We start from the raw sequence: 15,645 nt of genomic DNA, 5'->3' as shown, positions 1-15,645 counted from the left end.
ATTTACCAAAAAGATGTATTTGCCAAAATCTGGGGGAAATGTGGTCAGAGGGGCATGATCAGAGGGTCATATCCCGTTAGTGGGTGGGTGAGTATCGGGGGAAGCGTCTAGGGCGACAGGCTCCGCCAAACCGGAGGTAGAGGTAGAGGAAGACGTATCACCTAGCGGATCATTTGTCCGTGGATGGAAATGGACACCAATTAACGCATCGTAAAGAAACGGGAGTAGGTTACCCGGCTCTAAAATTCCTAGGGTTTGTTTGCAGCCTTTGGCATCTAGCAGGGGTTTAACCTTATAGTAGGCGGGTTGAACCTTGTACCAGGGAATGGTGGGCCATAAATGATGAATTAAGTGATAATTTTGTCCAAGAATCAATAAATTTAAGACTGGACTGGGGTAGACTCGGGCATTGTGCCAGCGATCGCGCTCTTGGTGGGGGCGATGGGGAAAATAGTCAAAGAAGAGGCCGAGCATCAGACCCACCACCCCGGCCGGTAAAAACCAAAAGTTTAGCACGTAGTCTAGATAGCCTTGATGGGTGGCAGTGACGACAATCAAGATTAAGAGCAGCCGACTAATGGCCCATTCCCATAGCTCAAACTTACGCCAGAGTCGCCGCTTGAAAAAAAAGATTTCGTGGTAGAAGAAACGTGGCGCAATCAACCAAAGGGGGCCCCCCTTAGAGACGAAATGATCCGGGTCATTTTCCGGGTCATTCACATTGGCGTGGTGCTGCATATGCACTCGGGTAAATACAGGAAAAACAAAACCCAGAATCAAAGCACTGCCATGGCCCAATACTGCATTCATCCAGCGATTTCGATGGGCAACCCCGTGGGAGGCATCGTGAATCACCGTTCCCATCAGGTGCAGGGCCAACATATTAGCCCCAAAGGTGCCCCAGCCTGGCCAAAGCCAATAAATATGGCCCAGGGTTGAAACTAGGGCAATAATCAGGGCAAGAACAAACATCACAAGGGTTGGGTTGATGTCCCCCGGCGGCCCCAAAAACTCCTTGGGAACCGTTACAGGCGCAACTGCCTCCACCATTAAAAAAATTGCTCCTCAGGTTTACCTTTTACTATGTAGGACGATCTGAGGCACTATCGTCAAGGCCATCGGCAAGAATCGGAGACAAGGGGAGAATGCTGGGCATATTTTCTACCGTTATAGCCTGTAATTATCCCAGGAGGCCGCCAGGCTAGAAGGCATTCAGGGGTTGATTGACCATCCCTTGCAGTTTCACGGAGGGGGACTGTAGGAGACTTTGCCACTTTTGGGTAACGTCCGCATTTTGAGGCTGGGCCTGACGTTCCTCGGCGAGACGATCTAGGGCATCATACCAGTACCCAGCCACCGCAAAAGCCATGGCCTGATCCGGGGATTGCTTCATCTCAGTGACCTGCTGTGGGTTCAGGGCTTGGGGGCGTAACCAGCTTTCCGTGGTCATGGCCTCGGTGCCACTGAGACAGGTGAGGGTAAACTGCCAACGATAGTCTTGGCCATACTGAAGGGGGGAGGGGTTGATTGCATCAAGTTCCCAGGCGATCAGACCCGCTTGGGTGGGGGCGGTGCGGCTTTGTTTATAGAGGATTTGACCCGCTTCATCTTTGATCTCTAGGGCTAGGGTCGCTCCCGTATTGGCAGGAATAAATCCATAGAGGCTGGGGGTCAAATTGCTACTCAGGCCATTATTATCTTGGGGAACCAAGGCGGTAAGTTTTTGACTGGGATCGGTAAAGCAACTACCGCCTCCTGTGGTGCTTTCGCGCAAAAGCATGGGTCGAGCTAAACGGGTGGCCGCCCCTTCACGATTTCCCGGTTTACCCAGGTTGGCGGGGGGCCGATAGTTAGCCCAAGAGGCGGCGGCGATCGCCCCCATACTGACGATAGAGAGGGCAAGGGGTAAGGCAAGGGTTTGCCAGTAAAACTTAGGTTTCATAACAGTTATCCGTGGCGTGACGACGACGTAAGACAAAATTCAATCGGTCACAGGGAGAGCTAAAACGGTAGAAAACGACGAATAATGCGAGTTCCGGTATCAATATTCCTTAAAACATTATCGAGGTTATCAATGCGATCGCGACTGTCAGTTTGCTGAGTCACCACCACCGGGGTTTCAGTGGCTTTGACGGGGCTGTTGTCTACATCCAGGGAGAGAAATATGCCGGCCATGGGAGCACTGGTCAAAAAGGTATTAATGGGGATGGCATAGTTAAAGCCTGGCTTGATCAGACTGGCAATACTGGTGGCCGCTTCGGGACTTAACCCTTGCCGTTCTAGGGAGAGGGGATCTTCGGTGTCACCGAGACCGTGGACTCCAACAACACGCCCCCCGGCATCTAGGACTGGGCCACCACTCATCCCCCGTCGGGTCACATTGGTGTAGACCATTTTGTAGCCTTCAATGGGTTCAATCAGAAAACCGGAAATACGACCATCGGTAAACTGACGAATTAACTGCCCCGTGCCACCGGGTTGGGGCCATCCGGAAATAAAAACTTGGGCTCCTTCACTGGCTAGATCGGAGTTTGCTAAGGTAGCCACTTTATAGTTTTCATCACTGGTAAATTCAATGATAGCTAAATCCTTGTCCGGCAAGAATTTAATTTTGCTGAAGTCTATGGGGTGGGCTTTTTGATCAATGGTGACAATACGATAGTCATCCTTGACACTCACCACATGCTTGGCAGTTAGAACGTAGTAGGTGGATCCAGAGCGGGAAATAATCGAACCGGAACCATGGGAGTCTTTGCCGGAAATCAGCACCGTAATATTCCGGGCCACCTCATTAATTTGTTCACCACTCATGGCGGCGGAGACTGGGCTAGGGGCAACAATGGCAGCGGTTGCCATGGTTAAACCTAATACGCCACTTAACCAGCGTGTCATGGGGCTATCCTCACAAAACAGTAATCATCAATTCATTCACCCCCATAGTAGAGGATCGCAATTCTATTTGGGAAAGATCAACATCAGGAACCCATCGTGATCTTTGACACCGACAGGGGGCAATTTTGTTCCCTAATTCCCCTGTTTCCTAGGGGTGGAGGGCAACTTTAATGGCTTGGCGGGCTTTCATTGCTTGTAAAACCGATTCAATATCCCCTAGGGAGGCCATACCCGTAATCAGGTGTTCGAGGGGGAGTATCCGCTTGGAAATAAATTCTAAGCTTTCGCGCACAAACTGGGGGGTATTATGGAACACGCCTTTGAGAGTTAGCTCATTGTAGTGGAGTTGTTCGGTGTTTACCCTGATTTGGGTATCGCGGGGACAGCCACCAAACAGATTAATCGTTGCACCGGGGCGACCACAGGCGATCGCCCGCTCCCAGACCGTGGGTACGCCTGTGGCTTCAATGACTACATCGGCCCCCCGTCCATCGGTGAGTTCCCGGACAAGGGCTGCCATCTCTCCACAGGTATGGTGATTAAAGGTGGCCTTAGCTCCATAGATTTGGGCGATCGCTAGGCGTTGATCAGACCCCCCAAAAACAATCACCTCCGCCCCCCGTTGGGCTAAAACCCCCACAAACATCAGGCCAATGGCCCCATCCCCAATGACTACAATCTGGGGTGGACTGGGCCAGGTATGAACCTGCTCCGGTTGAAATCCCGATCGGGCAATGCCGTGGAGAACGCAGGCCAGGGGTTCGGTCAGGGAAGCAAGGTCGTAGGATAGATCCTCAGGAATAGGCAATAGGTTGCGGGTGACGATGGATGCCGGAATTTTCAGGTATTCGGCAAAGGTGCCATTGTTAAATTCTAAATTGGGGCAAAGGGAATATTCTTGACGCTGGCAATAGAAACAGTGACCACAGGGAGCCGAATTATTGGCAACGACGCGATCGCCGATCTGCCAGCCTTCAACCCCTTTGCCAAGGGCAACGATCGTGCCCGCTGCTTCGTGACCAAACAGAATCGGTGGTGTCAGCATTCGTGCATGGCCACCCCGCCGCCAAACCTTTAGATCGGTGCCACAGGTGGTTGCGGCCTGTACCTGTATAACGATTTCACCCGCTGCCGGGATTGGATCCGCCAAGGTTTCCAAACGGACATCTTCTTTGCCGTATAGCACTGCTGCCTGCATCATTACACCTTAACGTTAACGTTGTTGATAACCATAAAATCGGGTAGCAAAGTTTTGCGATCGCGTGGGTGATAACTGCCGAGCCTTTAGGATAGCAGCGGTCAAAAATACATAGGATAAAATCCCGACAATGACCAGTCCTGAGGGGCCAAAGCTCACGGATGACGCATTCCACAGGGCATGGAGAAGGGCGGCCACACCCCAACCCACCAGCAGAATAGGATAGCGTTGCCGGGGATAAAGCACACTTAAACCAATGCAATAGCCAAAGTACCCCGTATAGGCCATGTGACCCGCTAAAGACCCCAACACGCGGGGAATGAGTACCTGTAGCCCTGTTAAATCACCCATTTCCCCGGCAATATTGGGCACATACTGCCCCAGGGTTTCCATCCAGGTAAAGCCCAAAGCCGCGGCTGATCCTAAGAGAATGCCATCCAAGGGTTCCCATACGCCAATTTTTTGCCGCCAGGGCGATCGCAACCACCGCCCAAGACCATAGGCAACAAAAACCGGCAATACCTTCAGCAACTCTTCCATCAATCCCGAACCAAAAAAATGTCGCACCAGTTGAGCTAAAAAACGGTTTTCCCCTGGTGGTATCTGACCCGGTAACAGATCTCGAAAGATAAAAATAAATAGGGGTAAAAGGGGACTGATCAAGATCACCATTTCCAAGCCGAGGCTACCCATTAAGACCCACCAGGGCTTGCGCTTACCGCACAGTTCGTAGATAAAGTAATACCCCGCACTGCCTAAATAGACGGCTAAAATCACCTTAAAGGCTGCCCCCTGTCCCGTGGTGGCAAACAGTAAAATCACGGCTAACACCGTGACAATCCCAGGAAGCAAGTAGGCTTTACGCACCCAGTCTTGGCCAATGGCAAGAATGGGCAGGAGTTGAGTCAAGGTCAGTCCCGCCCCAGCCGTAGATTCCGATCCCTGGATCACATAGGTTAAGGGCAAATATTCCAGGATAAATTCTGGCCCCTGAAGTCCCAAATGGATGCGATCGCCCCCCTGTAATACCCGTGATCCCTCTAAACGTTCACCATTAATAAATGTGCCATTCACGCTACCTAAATCCGTAATTCGCCAGGTGGGGTATTGTTGATCTGCCGTTTCCGGATGGAGGCGCACATGATGACGGGAGACGGAACCATAGCGATCGGATGTCAGGACAATTTGACAGGTACTAGGGTCTCGGCCGATGAGGGTATCTTCGGTTAAGGTCAGCCCATATTGACCGGACTCAGGTGTGACTTGTCGCAGTACACCGGTATATTGCATTTTTTTTAATATCCGGTTGCGGTGCGATCCATACTTAACGCCATGGGTACTCGAGTGATCTCGGTTTCAAACCGGCCATCGGCAAATAACCAGAGTTGGCGAAAGCCAGGGTCACAGGTATCTAGGGAAAAGTCGTTGCTCTGGGGACGAAACTGGATACAGGTTGACGGAGTACCAAAGTAATGAACTCCATGGCGTTGGTGATGAAAGGCTTGATGAATATGGCCAAAAATAACCAGCTTCACCTGGGGGTGCTGATCCAGGAGGGCAAACAACTCCTCCGGGTTTCGCAGCCGACTCCCATCTAACCAATGGGCCCCGACCTGGAAGGGGGGGTGATGAAGGGCCAGCAGTGTTGGTTGATCAGGAGCTTGACCTAAATCCTGGGCTAATTGCCCTAGGGTTGCTGGGGAAAGTTGACCATAGACTGAACCCGTGACCTGGGAGTTGAGCAACAGGATACGCCAGTCGCCCACGGTAAAGGACTTAAGGGAATTAAAGGGGGACTGGGTGAGTTCAACTCCCATGAGGCTAATATCATCATGATTGCCGGGAATCCAGTAGGTTGGACGCTGAAACGGACTTAAGCATTGCCAAAGATATCGATAGGCAGCGGCACTGTGATCCTGGGCTAAATCCCCCGTCAGTAAAAAGAGATCCGGGAGGGGATATAACTCTTTAATTTGTTGCAAGACTCCCTGAAAGGAGGCCGCCGTCTCCAGACCTAAAAGCTGGCCATGGCGATCGCCAAATAAGTGGAGATCTGAAATTTGGACGATATGGATCGGGGCGGCCATAGTTGATGATTGCCCTTTACTGCACTCCGAGCAGTTCCACGTCAAAAACCAAGGTGGAGTTTGCCGGAATTACCCCGCCAACGGAACGGGAACCATAGGCTAAATCTGGGGGAATGACTAGCTTGCGTCGACCACCTATTTGCATGGACATTACTCCTTCATCCCAACCCTTGATCACCTGCCCGACACCAATGCGGAACTGGAGGGGTTGACCGCGATCTCGGGAGCTATCAAACACTTTGCCATTGGTAAGCGTGCCCGTATAATGCACTGTCACCGTATCTCCCTTTTTGGGTTGGGCCCCTGTACCGACCACCATATCTTGATACTGCAAACCGGAGCTTGTGGTGATGTACTCAGGTGTTAGGTCTGTCATGGCAGAGTTTCCATCCATGGGAGTTTCCAGGGTCGTTACCGGTGTTACCGTTTCGGCGATCGCCGTCGGTGGCTGGGGATTGATTAACTGGGTGGCCACCAAGACCATGACGCAGGCAATGACAACCCCAAGACTAATGAGAATACTAGACAAGAATTTCCTCCCTTTTACCATGAACGATTTTTTAACTCCCGTAATTCCCGCTCTAGGCGATCGATACGGCCACGCAATTCATCCAATTCAGACTGGCGGGGAACCCCTAAATCCTCTAAAAATTGTTTCATTTGTCGCTGTACGGCATCATCCAGGCTAGAGGCATCATCCCGCAAGTTCTCGAGAATTTCATCCACCATGGTTTTCGCTTGATCGGCATTGATACGACCCTCTTTCACCCACTGATCGGTGACTTGGCGTAACTTATCTGCGACCAAGGACGTTGTACCCACACCCAGCAGGAGCAGTTGTTGCAGTAGGTTTTTACTATCCATGGTGGCTAGTCAGACTTGAGAAATAAAACATAGTTACCATTGTGCCAGCATTTTTACCTAGGGACACTATCGGGATGGAAATACTCATAAATTTGGGCGGCAAGGCGCGGCCCTACCCCCGGTACCGTGGCCAATTGCTCCGGGGTAGCCATGCGAATGTAGTCGATGGAGCGAAAGGTGGCTAAAAGTTCTTTTTGGCGTTGATGGCCCAGACCCGGAATCTCGTCTAAGCGGGATCGGCGCATCCGTTCGTTGCGTTTTTGGCGATGGAAATTCAGGGCAAAGCGATGGGCTTCATCTCGGAGGCGGCGGAGAAGCTGTACCCCAGGCTGTTCCGGATCCGTGGGCAAGGGGTGGCCAAGGTTTGGAATAAAAATCTCTTCCCGTTGCTTGGCTAAACTAATGATCGTTAGATCTTCCAGAATCCCTGAGTCTGCTAGGGCGGTGGTGACGGCGGAGAGTTGCCCCTTCCCCCCATCAATCATAATCAGATCGGGCCAGTCCTCGTTGCCGTGGCGTTGTAGGTTGGGGTCCGTGGTATAGCGGCGGAAGCGGCGTTGCAGGACTTCCGCAAGGCTGGCAAAGTCATCGGAATGGCCGGTTTTCACCTCTGGGTTGCGGATTTTATAGTGACGATAGTGATGTTTGGCGGGCAAGCCATCGATAAAAACAACCCGAGAGGCTACGGCATCGGCCCCCTGAATATGGGAAATATCGTAGCCCTCAATGCGGTGGGGCATGTCGGCCAGATCTAAAATTTCCGCCAGATCTCGCAGGGCCCCTTGGGTGCGATCGCCCACGTTTTGAATCCGGGTCAGTTCGTGTTCGGCATTCCGCGCCACCATATCAATGAGATCCGCTTTCAGCTGACGTTGGGGAACCAAAATAGAAACTTTTCGACCCTTGGTTTGACTCAGGTAGTCCTCTAATAACTCGGATTCGGGCAACGGTACCTGGACTAAAATTTCTGCGGGAATTTCCACGGGATCCGCTTGGGCGTAGTGGGACTCTAGCACCCGTTGGAGAATTAATCCAGGATGGGCCGCCTGGGCATCGGCGGTAAAGGCTAAACGCCCCACTAGGCGGCCGGCGCGAATTTGAAATAACTGAACACAGGCATGGTGCTCATCGGCGGCTAGGGCAATGGCATCCCGCGAAACCGTATCATCGGGCAGGGATACCTTTTGATCCGCCCCCAAGTAATGCAAACCGGCAATTTGATCCCGCAGTCGTGCCGCCTGTTCAAAGTTGAGCTTGGCCGCTGCTTGCTGCATTTGTTGACTGAGGGTTTCGATGAGTTCCCCCGTGCGCCCTTGGAAGATCATGGCTACCTTATTCAAAATTTTTCGGTAGTCTTCGGGGCTGATGCGTTTTTGACAGACCCCAGGACAGCGACCTAAATCGTAGTTTAAGCAGGGGCGATCCTTGAAGAGGGGTTGGGGGCGTTGGCGGAGGGGAAATAGACGCTTAACCAGGGCCAGGGTTTGCCGCAATAGCCGCGTATCGACATAGGGGCCATAGTAGCGATCGCGGGCCGCTGCCATCCGCCGTTTCCGGGTAATGAAAATACGGGGATAGGTTTCAGACCAGGTAATGCACAGGTAGGGGTACTTTTTATCATCCTTGAGCAGGACATTAAAATGGGGTTGGTGCTGCTTAATTAGGTTAGCTTCTAAGGCCAGGGCTTCGGCTTCCGTATCGGTGACAATAAACTCAATGTCAGCCACTTGATAGACCATGAGTTCCAGGCGTGGCCCCAAACTAGCGGACTCGCGAAAATAGGAACGCACCCGAGATCGCAGTCGCTTTGACTTACCGATATATAAAATTTGATCGGTTTTATCCCGCAGTAAGTAAACCCCCGGTGAACTGGGTAGTTCCTTGAGTCGGGCCCCTAGGCGATCGGGATCCTTGAGCAGGGGTTCAACCATAGGGGCAAGGGACTAGGATTCATCTCCGCAAACGCCATCTTTGGGCCCATCCCCTGGGGCTTCAGCCATGGTAGGGGTAGGGACTTTATCAGGATTTTCGTTGCTGCTGTTGTTAGTATCCTCAGTTTCTCCAGGGATCGATAATTCCGAGGGATTCTCCGGCAGTGCCAGAAGCTGATCAATAATCTCGGTTTTAACGGACTCATTGATTTTAGCCAGGGGCGGTGTTAAATGGTCTTGAAGGGCGGTTTTCAGATCGTCAAGGATATGTTGAGGGCTTATATAGTCACCACTTAAACTAATTTCGCGGGACTTGGATACCAGAACTGCTGCTGCTATATAGTTTTTGATGCCATGCTCAAGACTGATCCGACCCACGGAGGCAGGGGCATGGTACAGCATTTGCTCAATGAGATCATCCCGATTCATGGAGTCTTGGAGATGATTGATCAGCCAATTGGCAATAAAATTCAAGGCCAAACTAGAGGTTAGGATGGGTGGCGAAAAGTTAGTTTTGGCTAAAATACCCCGATAGGTTTGGGGTTGGTGAAGGGGGCGTTTACTAAAATTGGCTTCCAGCTTGAAGTGGGTCGGCAGGGAATCCCGCAATGCCAGTTTAGGGGTATTGGACTGATGGCGATCGCGGGCGACACAAAAGGGAGAATCCTGACAGACATAGCGCATATATTCGCTAAATTGAACCATGCCTAGGGTCAGGGGTTGAAAATCAGGAATTAGATATTCCACGGCCTGCTGCACTTTTTTGATGTAGAGGCCCTGGGCGGCTAATCGGGGCCCGCAAATCTCATCTTGACGATACCAGTCCAGGATTTCCTTGGTTTTGGTGAGGGCATCATCGGGGTGGTCGGAATAAACTCTGGCGATCGCCTCGACTAAACGGGCATTATCTGCATCAAGATGATCATTCCGGGAGGGATGGGAACCACTACTCTCTGGAGCCTTTGGATGGGAATCTCCTGAACTCGAACCATGGCGGGCGGAGGATCGCTTACGGGTCTGGCGTTGATTCCGCAGTTTTGGTGGCTCGGGCTGAGAACGCTGGGGGCGATCGCCCATCACTTTACTATTAGCTTTATTACTTTTTGCTTTTTTTGCATCCTTCGGCGAGGTTAGAATGGGCGGCTCCGGGGGGAGGGCTTGGCCCGGGGGCAGGGTGGGATCTTGAATATGAATAAAGGCATCACAGATGGCCTGAAAACTTTTGCCGGCGGCATCGGTATAGGAACAGCCAATCACGGTTTTGCCGTACTCGCGCAGTTTTTTGGCTAAGGAACCAAAACCCCCATCCCCAGAGACAATGACATAGGTATCAATAAGGGGATTTTGCTCGATCATATTGGTGACATCAATGGCCAACTGAATATCAGCGGCATTTTTGCGATTTTCGTAGGAGAAACCAAAAACTTGCACGGGTTCAATGCCCATCTGGTGCATTTCTCGACGCATGGAGTCTAAACGGGGGGCACTCCAATTGGCGTAGGCCCGCTGAACCAGGATTTGTTTGATTTTGTCGGTTTTACACACTTCGTCCCGAATTGCCTGGAGGGAGATTTTCTTTACATTGGCAAAGGTGATGGCATAGCCCTTAATCAGATTTTCAATATCGTAAAAAATTGCGGCTTGCCCCCCTAGGCTAGGGGTGGGTTGGGCCTGGATTTGCTGCTCTAGGCGGCCGACGGACTGGGCTAATTGGCTGTGGTGTTCGGCCAGGGTTGCCAGGGAGTCATTGACTTGGCTCTGTTGCTCCTGTTGTTGTTGGTGAAGCTGATCTACCTGTTCTTTGAGCTTCGTTTCTAGGGATTGTACCGCCAGTGTTAGTTGACTGAGATCCTTGGATGACTTCAACTCTGACCGAGATCGGCGGGAGGCCTCCGTAAAATAGGCTCCCCCCAAGGCCCCCAAGCTACTCATTACTAGGGCGGCACGGGGACGATTCGGTAAGGCAGCTAAGGCGATCGCCCCAGCCAAAAGGGCCCCTACCGGTGGAATAAGCCAATAATTAACTTTCATCGGAACTAGATTTTAGTATCTAGGAGCATTATTAAAACAATAGCGTTAAAAGAATAGTGTCTTTCAAAGAATTATGAACGGTTACGAATATCCTTCGCCATGGAGCGAAACGGATTTAAGTTGGCATCGGCCCGCCGTCGGGTTTCTTTCGTGCCATCAATGGGATTAACATCCCCCAGACTCGGTTCAGGAATCGCCTTATTTTGGGCGGCGGCATCTATTTTTTCCATAGAGGAAACCGTTTCAATCACCTCTGCGCCTTCCTTACTGCCCCCGGTGGCCGGGAAGGTTTTTCGCACGGATTTGGCGGTACGCATATAGTCGATGTTGCCGAAGGTTTTTGCCTCATCAGAGGTTAGAAAAAATGCATCACTTGATTTTGTTTCTTGGGGTTGTTTTGCTTTTTTTCCCCGCAAGCCATCAAAGAGTCCCATAGGTGCCTTCGTAACATTACTGTACATTGACCGCTTACCAGTCTACAGTATTTTTTTGTAGAAGTGTTTAGAATGGAAAACGAATTAAGAATCCAAATATCCCTTATTTTCGGGTCTTTAGCTATCTATAGGTTTATGGCTCCATGGCTGGTTTTCAGCGCACCTATTTGGGGTTGACAGCGGATCAGTTTCGTCATCCCCGCGATCGCCAAGCGACGGCGGCCCTCAAACAATTGCCAGGTTTAGATGTCCTCCTGCGCGGTTTACTCGGGCCAATGGCGGAGCAACTTTTTTACCTAGAAAATATTAGCTCCAGTCTCCTTGTCGGTGAACAGCAACTGCCGGAGCTGTACCACCAACACTTAGGGGCCTGTCGAATTCTGGATCTGGAGCCACCCCAACTCTACATCCGTCAGCATCCCGTTCCCAATGCCTACACCTTTGCAATGCGGGGTAAACAACCCTTCATTGTCATCCATACGTCCCTAATAGAATTACTCACCCCCGCCGAAGTCCAGGCCGTCATTGCCCATGAACTAGGGCATTTGAAGTGTGAGCATGGGGTGTATTTAACCTTGGCTAATTTAATTTTGCTGGCTGCGGCCCAACTCTCTCCCTGGGGATTCCTCTTGGCCCAGGGCTTGCAGTCTCAACTTTTGGTCTGGTTGCGCTGTGCCGAACTCAGCTGCGATCGCGCGGCCCTGATGGTGAGTCAAGACCCCAGGATTATTGCCTCAGTTTTGATGAAATTGTGTGGTGGCTCCCCCAGTCTGAATCACCAACTCAATCTAGATGCCTTTTTAGCCCAAGCAACGGCCTACGAAGCAGCCCAAGATTATTGGGATCTGCTCATGAAGGAGATGCAAACGGCCCAACTGACCCATCCGCTACCCATTTTGCGGGCCAAAGAAGTCCTCGACTGGGCCGATAGCCAAGACTATGATCAGTTATGTCGGCAGATGTATGTCCGCCATATATCAACGAATTTGTAAATGAATCTGTAAATCCTATTCAATGGGAATGGTCTTCTCGTCTCCTAACCTATGCTGGAAAGCTGGCTCTATTCATCCTCTAGTCAGCGCGTCTTCCTGGTGATTCTAGCGGCTTCAGCCCTTGACTTTCTGGTGGGGGACCCCTGGGGTTGGCCCCACCCGGTGCGGCTGATGGGTTGGCTCATCGATCGCTACCAAGGGATGATCTTTAGCTGGAGTCTACCCCGATGGGGTCTGCGGCTGGCGGGGGCAGTCCTAACCCTGGGTTTGATTTTGGGTAGTGGTGGTTTGACTTGGTTTCTCTTCCATTGGCTTGACCGAGATGCCACTGTTTTGGGTTTGCTATTCCAGGTGATTCTCCTTGCCAGTTGTTTTGCCGGCCGCAGCTTACGCCAAGCTGCCCAGGAGGTTTTGGCCCCTCTCCAGCAGGGTCACATTGGCCAAGCCCGATCTGCCCTACGTCATTATGTGGGCAGGGAAACTGATACCCTAGACCCCCCTGAGATTTTGAGGGCGATCCTGGAAACGGTTACGGAAAATGCCACAGATGGTGTATTCGCTCCTCTCTTCTATGCCAGTCTGGGGATACTCTTCCCGGAGATTGGCCCGGTTCCCTTTGCCCTGGGCTACAAAGCTGCCAGTACCCTGGATTCGATGATTGGCTACTACCAGGCCCCCTTTACGGATTTGGGGTGGTTTGCGGCCAAGACGGAGGATGGACTAACCTGGTTGCCCTGTCGGATATTAGTCCTAGGGATCGCCCTGTTGTCAGGACAGTTTCGACGGGTGTGGGCCGTTTGTCAGCGGGATGCCCCTAAGGATCCCAGTCCCAATGCGGGGTGGAGTGAATGTGCCTATGCGGCAACCCTAGGGGTTCAAATGGGAGGAATGAATACCTATGGCGGTTTGATCAAGGTGAAACCCCTGCTGGGAGACGGCCATCAACCCATTACCGCCACAACGATCGCCCAAGCTCTCAGCTTAACTCGACGGGTTTATTTACTATATCTATTGCTATGCTTAACCACAGTCATCCTCATCTATGGACTTTGAGTTCTATGGGCGTTGAGGAGCATATTTTTTTGAGGAATGTATTTTATCGTGTCTGATCCATGGCAAGCCTTTAAGTCATTACCGTGGCGATCGCTAATTCCGGCGGGGTTAAGTATTGCGGTCTTGGCCAATGTTTTTGATACAGGTCTGTACTACATTGCGATAAACTCCGCAGCCATGGGAGATATTTTGGGGACGGTTCTTCAGCCACCCCTTGGTCTGATGGTTCGGCTAGTGATGTGTACGGGCCTAGGCATGATGGCTGTATTATTCCTAGAAACCTTTTTTGATCCTGGGCCCATCTATAGCCCAACCCTATGGGGGCTGCTGCTGTCTGCCCTCCTCTCCTTTATGGTTTTGGGGGTACTCAGCGGATTTCTCAGCTTACGTCCGGTATTTTTCAGCCTGAATGAACTCTTGTTAGCGGGCCTGGCGATCGGAATTTTCTGGCAAGGGAGACGCTATTGGCGTTGGTAATGTAGTTGGTCATGTAGACGGTTACTTTTTGCATATTTGATCGAGATCACAGGCAAAAACTAGATATGTCACTGGCTGGGAACCGATGGATCACTGATCAAGTCTGCTGGTTTTGGGACTATATCAGGTATGGAGTAGAGAATTAAATCTTTAATTCCTCTCAGCTATCCATTCATTTCCTATGGCCGAGTGTTCCATTCAAGAGTGATCTACCATGAATGCTAATCGTTCCAGTTACGTCCGCCATCGCCCTCTGATTGCCTGTATTGATGACAGTAAAACCGTGCAACGCCAAGTCTCCCTGGTTTTAGGTCAATCGGGATACCGCGTGTTGCCCCTGAGCGATCCCCAGAAGGTGATTACCAGCTTGCTGGAGCAAACGCCAGATCTGATCTTGATGGATATTAATCTACCGGATATGGATGGCTATGAACTGTGTCGCCAACTCCAGCGATCGCCAGAACTACACCATATTCCCATTGTCATGCTCACGGGCAGTGGTGGAACCCTCCATCGTATTCGGGCCCGGGGAGTCGGTGCCGTGGATTTTTTGACCAAGCCCATTGCCCCCGATGAACTCTTGAAACGGGTTGAAATCCGATTAGAGCAATGCCAAAAAGAGCAACGGGAATTATCCCAACCTGCCCCTAAAACTGCGGACAGCCCCAAGGCCCCTCGATTGGATAAAACCACCCTTTTCCACACCGTTTCCCATCTGCGATTGGCCTTTACCGGGGAACAGCGGCAAACCCTGAACCTGGCAACGAAAAAACTCCAGCAGGCGATCGCCCAGAATCCAAACAACACAACTGCCTTGGCAAAACTGGCCTTGACCCTGTACTTAAGCAACCAATTGGCTGATGCCCTGACGGTGCTGTCCACCCTGGAAACCTTGGAGCCGAAAAACCTGATCCACCTGCGCAACCGGGCTTGCATCCAAGAGCAACTGGGGGACATTATCGGGGCGATCGCCTGTTATGAAGTCATCAGTGACCAAGAACCAGGGGATCACTATAGCGTCGGACGACTCAATCTCCTACAGCAAAAATTTGCCCTTACCGCCTCATAGGGCAGCAATAGATAGAGACTAAGATGAGAATCAATTTCCTAACTCTTTGCCAGGGACATGGATCAGGTTAACCACACCATCGGGGCTAACATAGACATCATTGGCAGGCTGAACACCGCGGCCAGTGACTAGGGCAGGAATATCTTTGACTGGGATTTCAATACGACCATACTCATCGGGGGTTCCCGTTAGTAAGGCTGGGTTAATTTCTAGGCGAATACCGGGTGCCGGGATAGTATACTTGCAGATTTGAACTGCCAGGCATAGGCGTGGCTAGAACGGTTTGCTCAGAAATTCGTCCCGGTGGTCGTTTGATCGGACAACCGGCGATCGCTGGTACATTAATCAGCATTGTGCCCAAAACAAGCACAGCGAAATAGGTCGCCGCACTGACGAAAGCTTTCATTTTTATTTCCCCCGCGATTGATAGCGTTGTTCAGAGATCAAAATCAATGGGAGTTGAATCTGAATCCTGAACCGATGCCATTAAACTCGATGCCATGACACTAGGCATTTATGGCCATAATGAGCCACCGTAAAATGCCCATGATCTTGAAAAGACTAGACTGCTACATTTAAGACCAATCGGTTGATGGCGTTAGCTTTCATAGAGTCGT

Annotated in this window: 16 protein-coding genes; 4 read left to right on the top strand and 12 right to left on the bottom strand. The window is 51.2% G+C overall.

All coding sequences use genetic code 11. From position 1 onward, the window contains the following. Nucleotides 1–66: 66 nt before the first annotated feature. The 11 genes from crtR to L3556_RS06215 form a co-directional block, all read right to left on the bottom strand. Nucleotides 67–1,050, bottom strand: a complete 984-nt coding sequence (gene crtR, locus L3556_RS06265) for a beta-carotene hydroxylase (protein ID WP_277866448.1) — start codon at nucleotides 1,048–1,050, stop codon at nucleotides 67–69. Nucleotides 1,051–1,201: 151 nt separating this feature from the next. Next, a complete protein-coding gene (locus tag L3556_RS06260) occupies nucleotides 1,202–1,942 on the bottom strand; it encodes a DUF928 domain-containing protein (protein WP_277866447.1) in 741 nt (246 codons plus the stop codon). A 59-nt stretch (nucleotides 1,943–2,001) separates the two neighbouring features. Beyond that, entirely contained in the window at nucleotides 2,002–2,892 is an 891-nt protein-coding gene (locus L3556_RS06255) for a S1 family peptidase (protein WP_277866446.1), read from the bottom strand. A gap of 148 nt (nucleotides 2,893–3,040) precedes the next feature. Next, the gene (locus L3556_RS06250; protein WP_277866445.1) at nucleotides 3,041–4,093 is read right to left on the bottom strand and encodes a zinc-dependent alcohol dehydrogenase; all 1,053 of its coding nucleotides are present in this window, start codon (nucleotides 4,091–4,093) and stop codon (nucleotides 3,041–3,043) included. A gap of 12 nt (nucleotides 4,094–4,105) precedes the next feature. Continuing rightward, nucleotides 4,106–5,380: a PrsW family glutamic-type intramembrane protease gene (locus L3556_RS06245; protein WP_277866444.1), complete on the bottom strand. Its 1,275-nt coding sequence runs from the start codon at nucleotides 5,378–5,380 to the stop codon at nucleotides 4,106–4,108. 5 nt (nucleotides 5,381–5,385) lie between these two features. Next, complete coding sequence (cpdA, locus tag L3556_RS06240) at nucleotides 5,386–6,177, bottom strand: 3',5'-cyclic-AMP phosphodiesterase (protein ID WP_277866443.1); 792 nt, start codon at nucleotides 6,175–6,177, stop codon at nucleotides 5,386–5,388. A gap of 16 nt (nucleotides 6,178–6,193) precedes the next feature. Continuing rightward, complete coding sequence (locus tag L3556_RS06235) at nucleotides 6,194–6,706, bottom strand: FKBP-type peptidyl-prolyl cis-trans isomerase (protein ID WP_277866442.1); 513 nt, start codon at nucleotides 6,704–6,706, stop codon at nucleotides 6,194–6,196. A gap of 14 nt (nucleotides 6,707–6,720) precedes the next feature. Continuing rightward, a complete protein-coding gene (locus L3556_RS06230) occupies nucleotides 6,721–7,041 on the bottom strand; it encodes a phasin family protein (protein WP_277866441.1) in 321 nt (106 codons plus the stop codon). A 53-nt stretch (nucleotides 7,042–7,094) separates the two neighbouring features. Then, nucleotides 7,095–8,972 carry an excinuclease ABC subunit UvrC gene (gene uvrC, locus L3556_RS06225; protein WP_277866440.1) on the bottom strand — a complete coding sequence of 626 codons (1,878 nt, stop codon included), beginning with the start codon at nucleotides 8,970–8,972 and terminating at the stop codon, nucleotides 7,095–7,097. A gap of 12 nt (nucleotides 8,973–8,984) precedes the next feature. After that, nucleotides 8,985–11,003 carry an NYN domain-containing protein gene (locus L3556_RS06220; protein ID WP_277866439.1) on the bottom strand — a complete coding sequence of 673 codons (2,019 nt, stop codon included), beginning with the start codon at nucleotides 11,001–11,003 and terminating at the stop codon, nucleotides 8,985–8,987. A 71-nt stretch (nucleotides 11,004–11,074) separates the two neighbouring features. After that, a complete protein-coding gene (locus L3556_RS06215; protein ID WP_277866438.1) occupies nucleotides 11,075–11,464 on the bottom strand; it encodes a hypothetical protein in 390 nt (129 codons plus the stop codon). A gap of 116 nt (nucleotides 11,465–11,580) precedes the next feature. On the opposite strand from L3556_RS06215, the gene L3556_RS06210 reads away from it, so the two are divergent. From L3556_RS06210 to L3556_RS06195, 4 genes are all read left to right on the top strand, one after another. Further along, the gene (locus L3556_RS06210; protein WP_277866437.1) at nucleotides 11,581–12,429 is read left to right on the top strand and encodes a M48 family metallopeptidase; all 849 of its coding nucleotides are present in this window, start codon (nucleotides 11,581–11,583) and stop codon (nucleotides 12,427–12,429) included. A 51-nt stretch (nucleotides 12,430–12,480) separates the two neighbouring features. Further along, on the top strand, nucleotides 12,481–13,482 hold the full coding sequence (gene cbiB / locus L3556_RS06205; protein ID WP_277866436.1) for an adenosylcobinamide-phosphate synthase CbiB: 1,002 nt from the start codon (nucleotides 12,481–12,483) through the stop codon (nucleotides 13,480–13,482). Nucleotides 13,483–13,530: 48 nt separating this feature from the next. Continuing rightward, the gene (locus L3556_RS06200; RefSeq protein WP_277866435.1) at nucleotides 13,531–13,959 is read left to right on the top strand and encodes a hypothetical protein; all 429 of its coding nucleotides are present in this window, start codon (nucleotides 13,531–13,533) and stop codon (nucleotides 13,957–13,959) included. A gap of 214 nt (nucleotides 13,960–14,173) precedes the next feature. Further along, entirely contained in the window at nucleotides 14,174–15,028 is an 855-nt protein-coding gene (locus tag L3556_RS06195; protein ID WP_277866434.1) for a response regulator, read from the top strand. 202 nt (nucleotides 15,029–15,230) lie between these two features. On the opposite strand, the gene L3556_RS06190 is transcribed toward L3556_RS06195, so the two are convergent. Further along, on the bottom strand, nucleotides 15,231–15,434 hold the full coding sequence (locus L3556_RS06190; protein ID WP_277866433.1) for a hypothetical protein: 204 nt from the start codon (nucleotides 15,432–15,434) through the stop codon (nucleotides 15,231–15,233). Between the last annotated feature and the right edge of the window lie 211 nt (nucleotides 15,435–15,645).

The organism is Candidatus Synechococcus calcipolaris G9 (assembly GCF_029582805.1).
In the GTDB taxonomy this organism is placed as follows: Bacteria; Cyanobacteriota; Cyanobacteriia; order Thermosynechococcales; family Thermosynechococcaceae; genus Synechococcus_F; species Synechococcus_F calcipolaris.
Note: the sequence above shows the minus strand (reverse complement) of the source record. Positions and strands in the feature narration are given on the sequence as shown.

Bases quoted from the DNA above. Each gene is read 5' to 3' on its own strand.
- L3556_RS06220 (WP_277866439.1), bottom strand. From the start codon at position 11,003: ATGAAAGTTAATTATTGGCTTATTCCACCGGTAGGGGCCCTTTTGGCT.
- L3556_RS06195 (WP_277866434.1), top strand. From the start codon at position 14,174: ATGAATGCTAATCGTTCCAGTTACGTCCGCCATCGCCCTCTGATTGCC.
- L3556_RS06260 (WP_277866447.1), bottom strand. From the start codon at position 1,942: ATGAAACCTAAGTTTTACTGGCAAACCCTTGCCTTACCCCTTGCCCTC.
- L3556_RS06230 (WP_277866441.1), bottom strand. From the start codon at position 7,041: ATGGATAGTAAAAACCTACTGCAACAACTGCTCCTGCTGGGTGTGGGT.
- cpdA (WP_277866443.1), bottom strand. From the start codon at position 6,177: ATGGCCGCCCCGATCCATATCGTCCAAATTTCAGATCTCCACTTATTT.
- L3556_RS06250 (WP_277866445.1), bottom strand. From the start codon at position 4,093: ATGATGCAGGCAGCAGTGCTATACGGCAAAGAAGATGTCCGTTTGGAA.
- L3556_RS06190 (WP_277866433.1), bottom strand. From the start codon at position 15,434: ATGAAAGCTTTCGTCAGTGCGGCGACCTATTTCGCTGTGCTTGTTTTG.
- crtR (WP_277866448.1), bottom strand. From the start codon at position 1,050: ATGGTGGAGGCAGTTGCGCCTGTAACGGTTCCCAAGGAGTTTTTGGGG.
- cbiB (WP_277866436.1), top strand. From the start codon at position 12,481: ATGCTGGAAAGCTGGCTCTATTCATCCTCTAGTCAGCGCGTCTTCCTG.
- L3556_RS06210 (WP_277866437.1), top strand. From the start codon at position 11,581: ATGGCTGGTTTTCAGCGCACCTATTTGGGGTTGACAGCGGATCAGTTT.
- L3556_RS06255 (WP_277866446.1), bottom strand. From the start codon at position 2,892: ATGACACGCTGGTTAAGTGGCGTATTAGGTTTAACCATGGCAACCGCT.
- L3556_RS06215 (WP_277866438.1), bottom strand. From the start codon at position 11,464: ATGTACAGTAATGTTACGAAGGCACCTATGGGACTCTTTGATGGCTTG.
- uvrC (WP_277866440.1), bottom strand. From the start codon at position 8,972: ATGGTTGAACCCCTGCTCAAGGATCCCGATCGCCTAGGGGCCCGACTC.
- L3556_RS06245 (WP_277866444.1), bottom strand. From the start codon at position 5,380: ATGCAATATACCGGTGTACTGCGACAAGTCACACCTGAGTCCGGTCAA.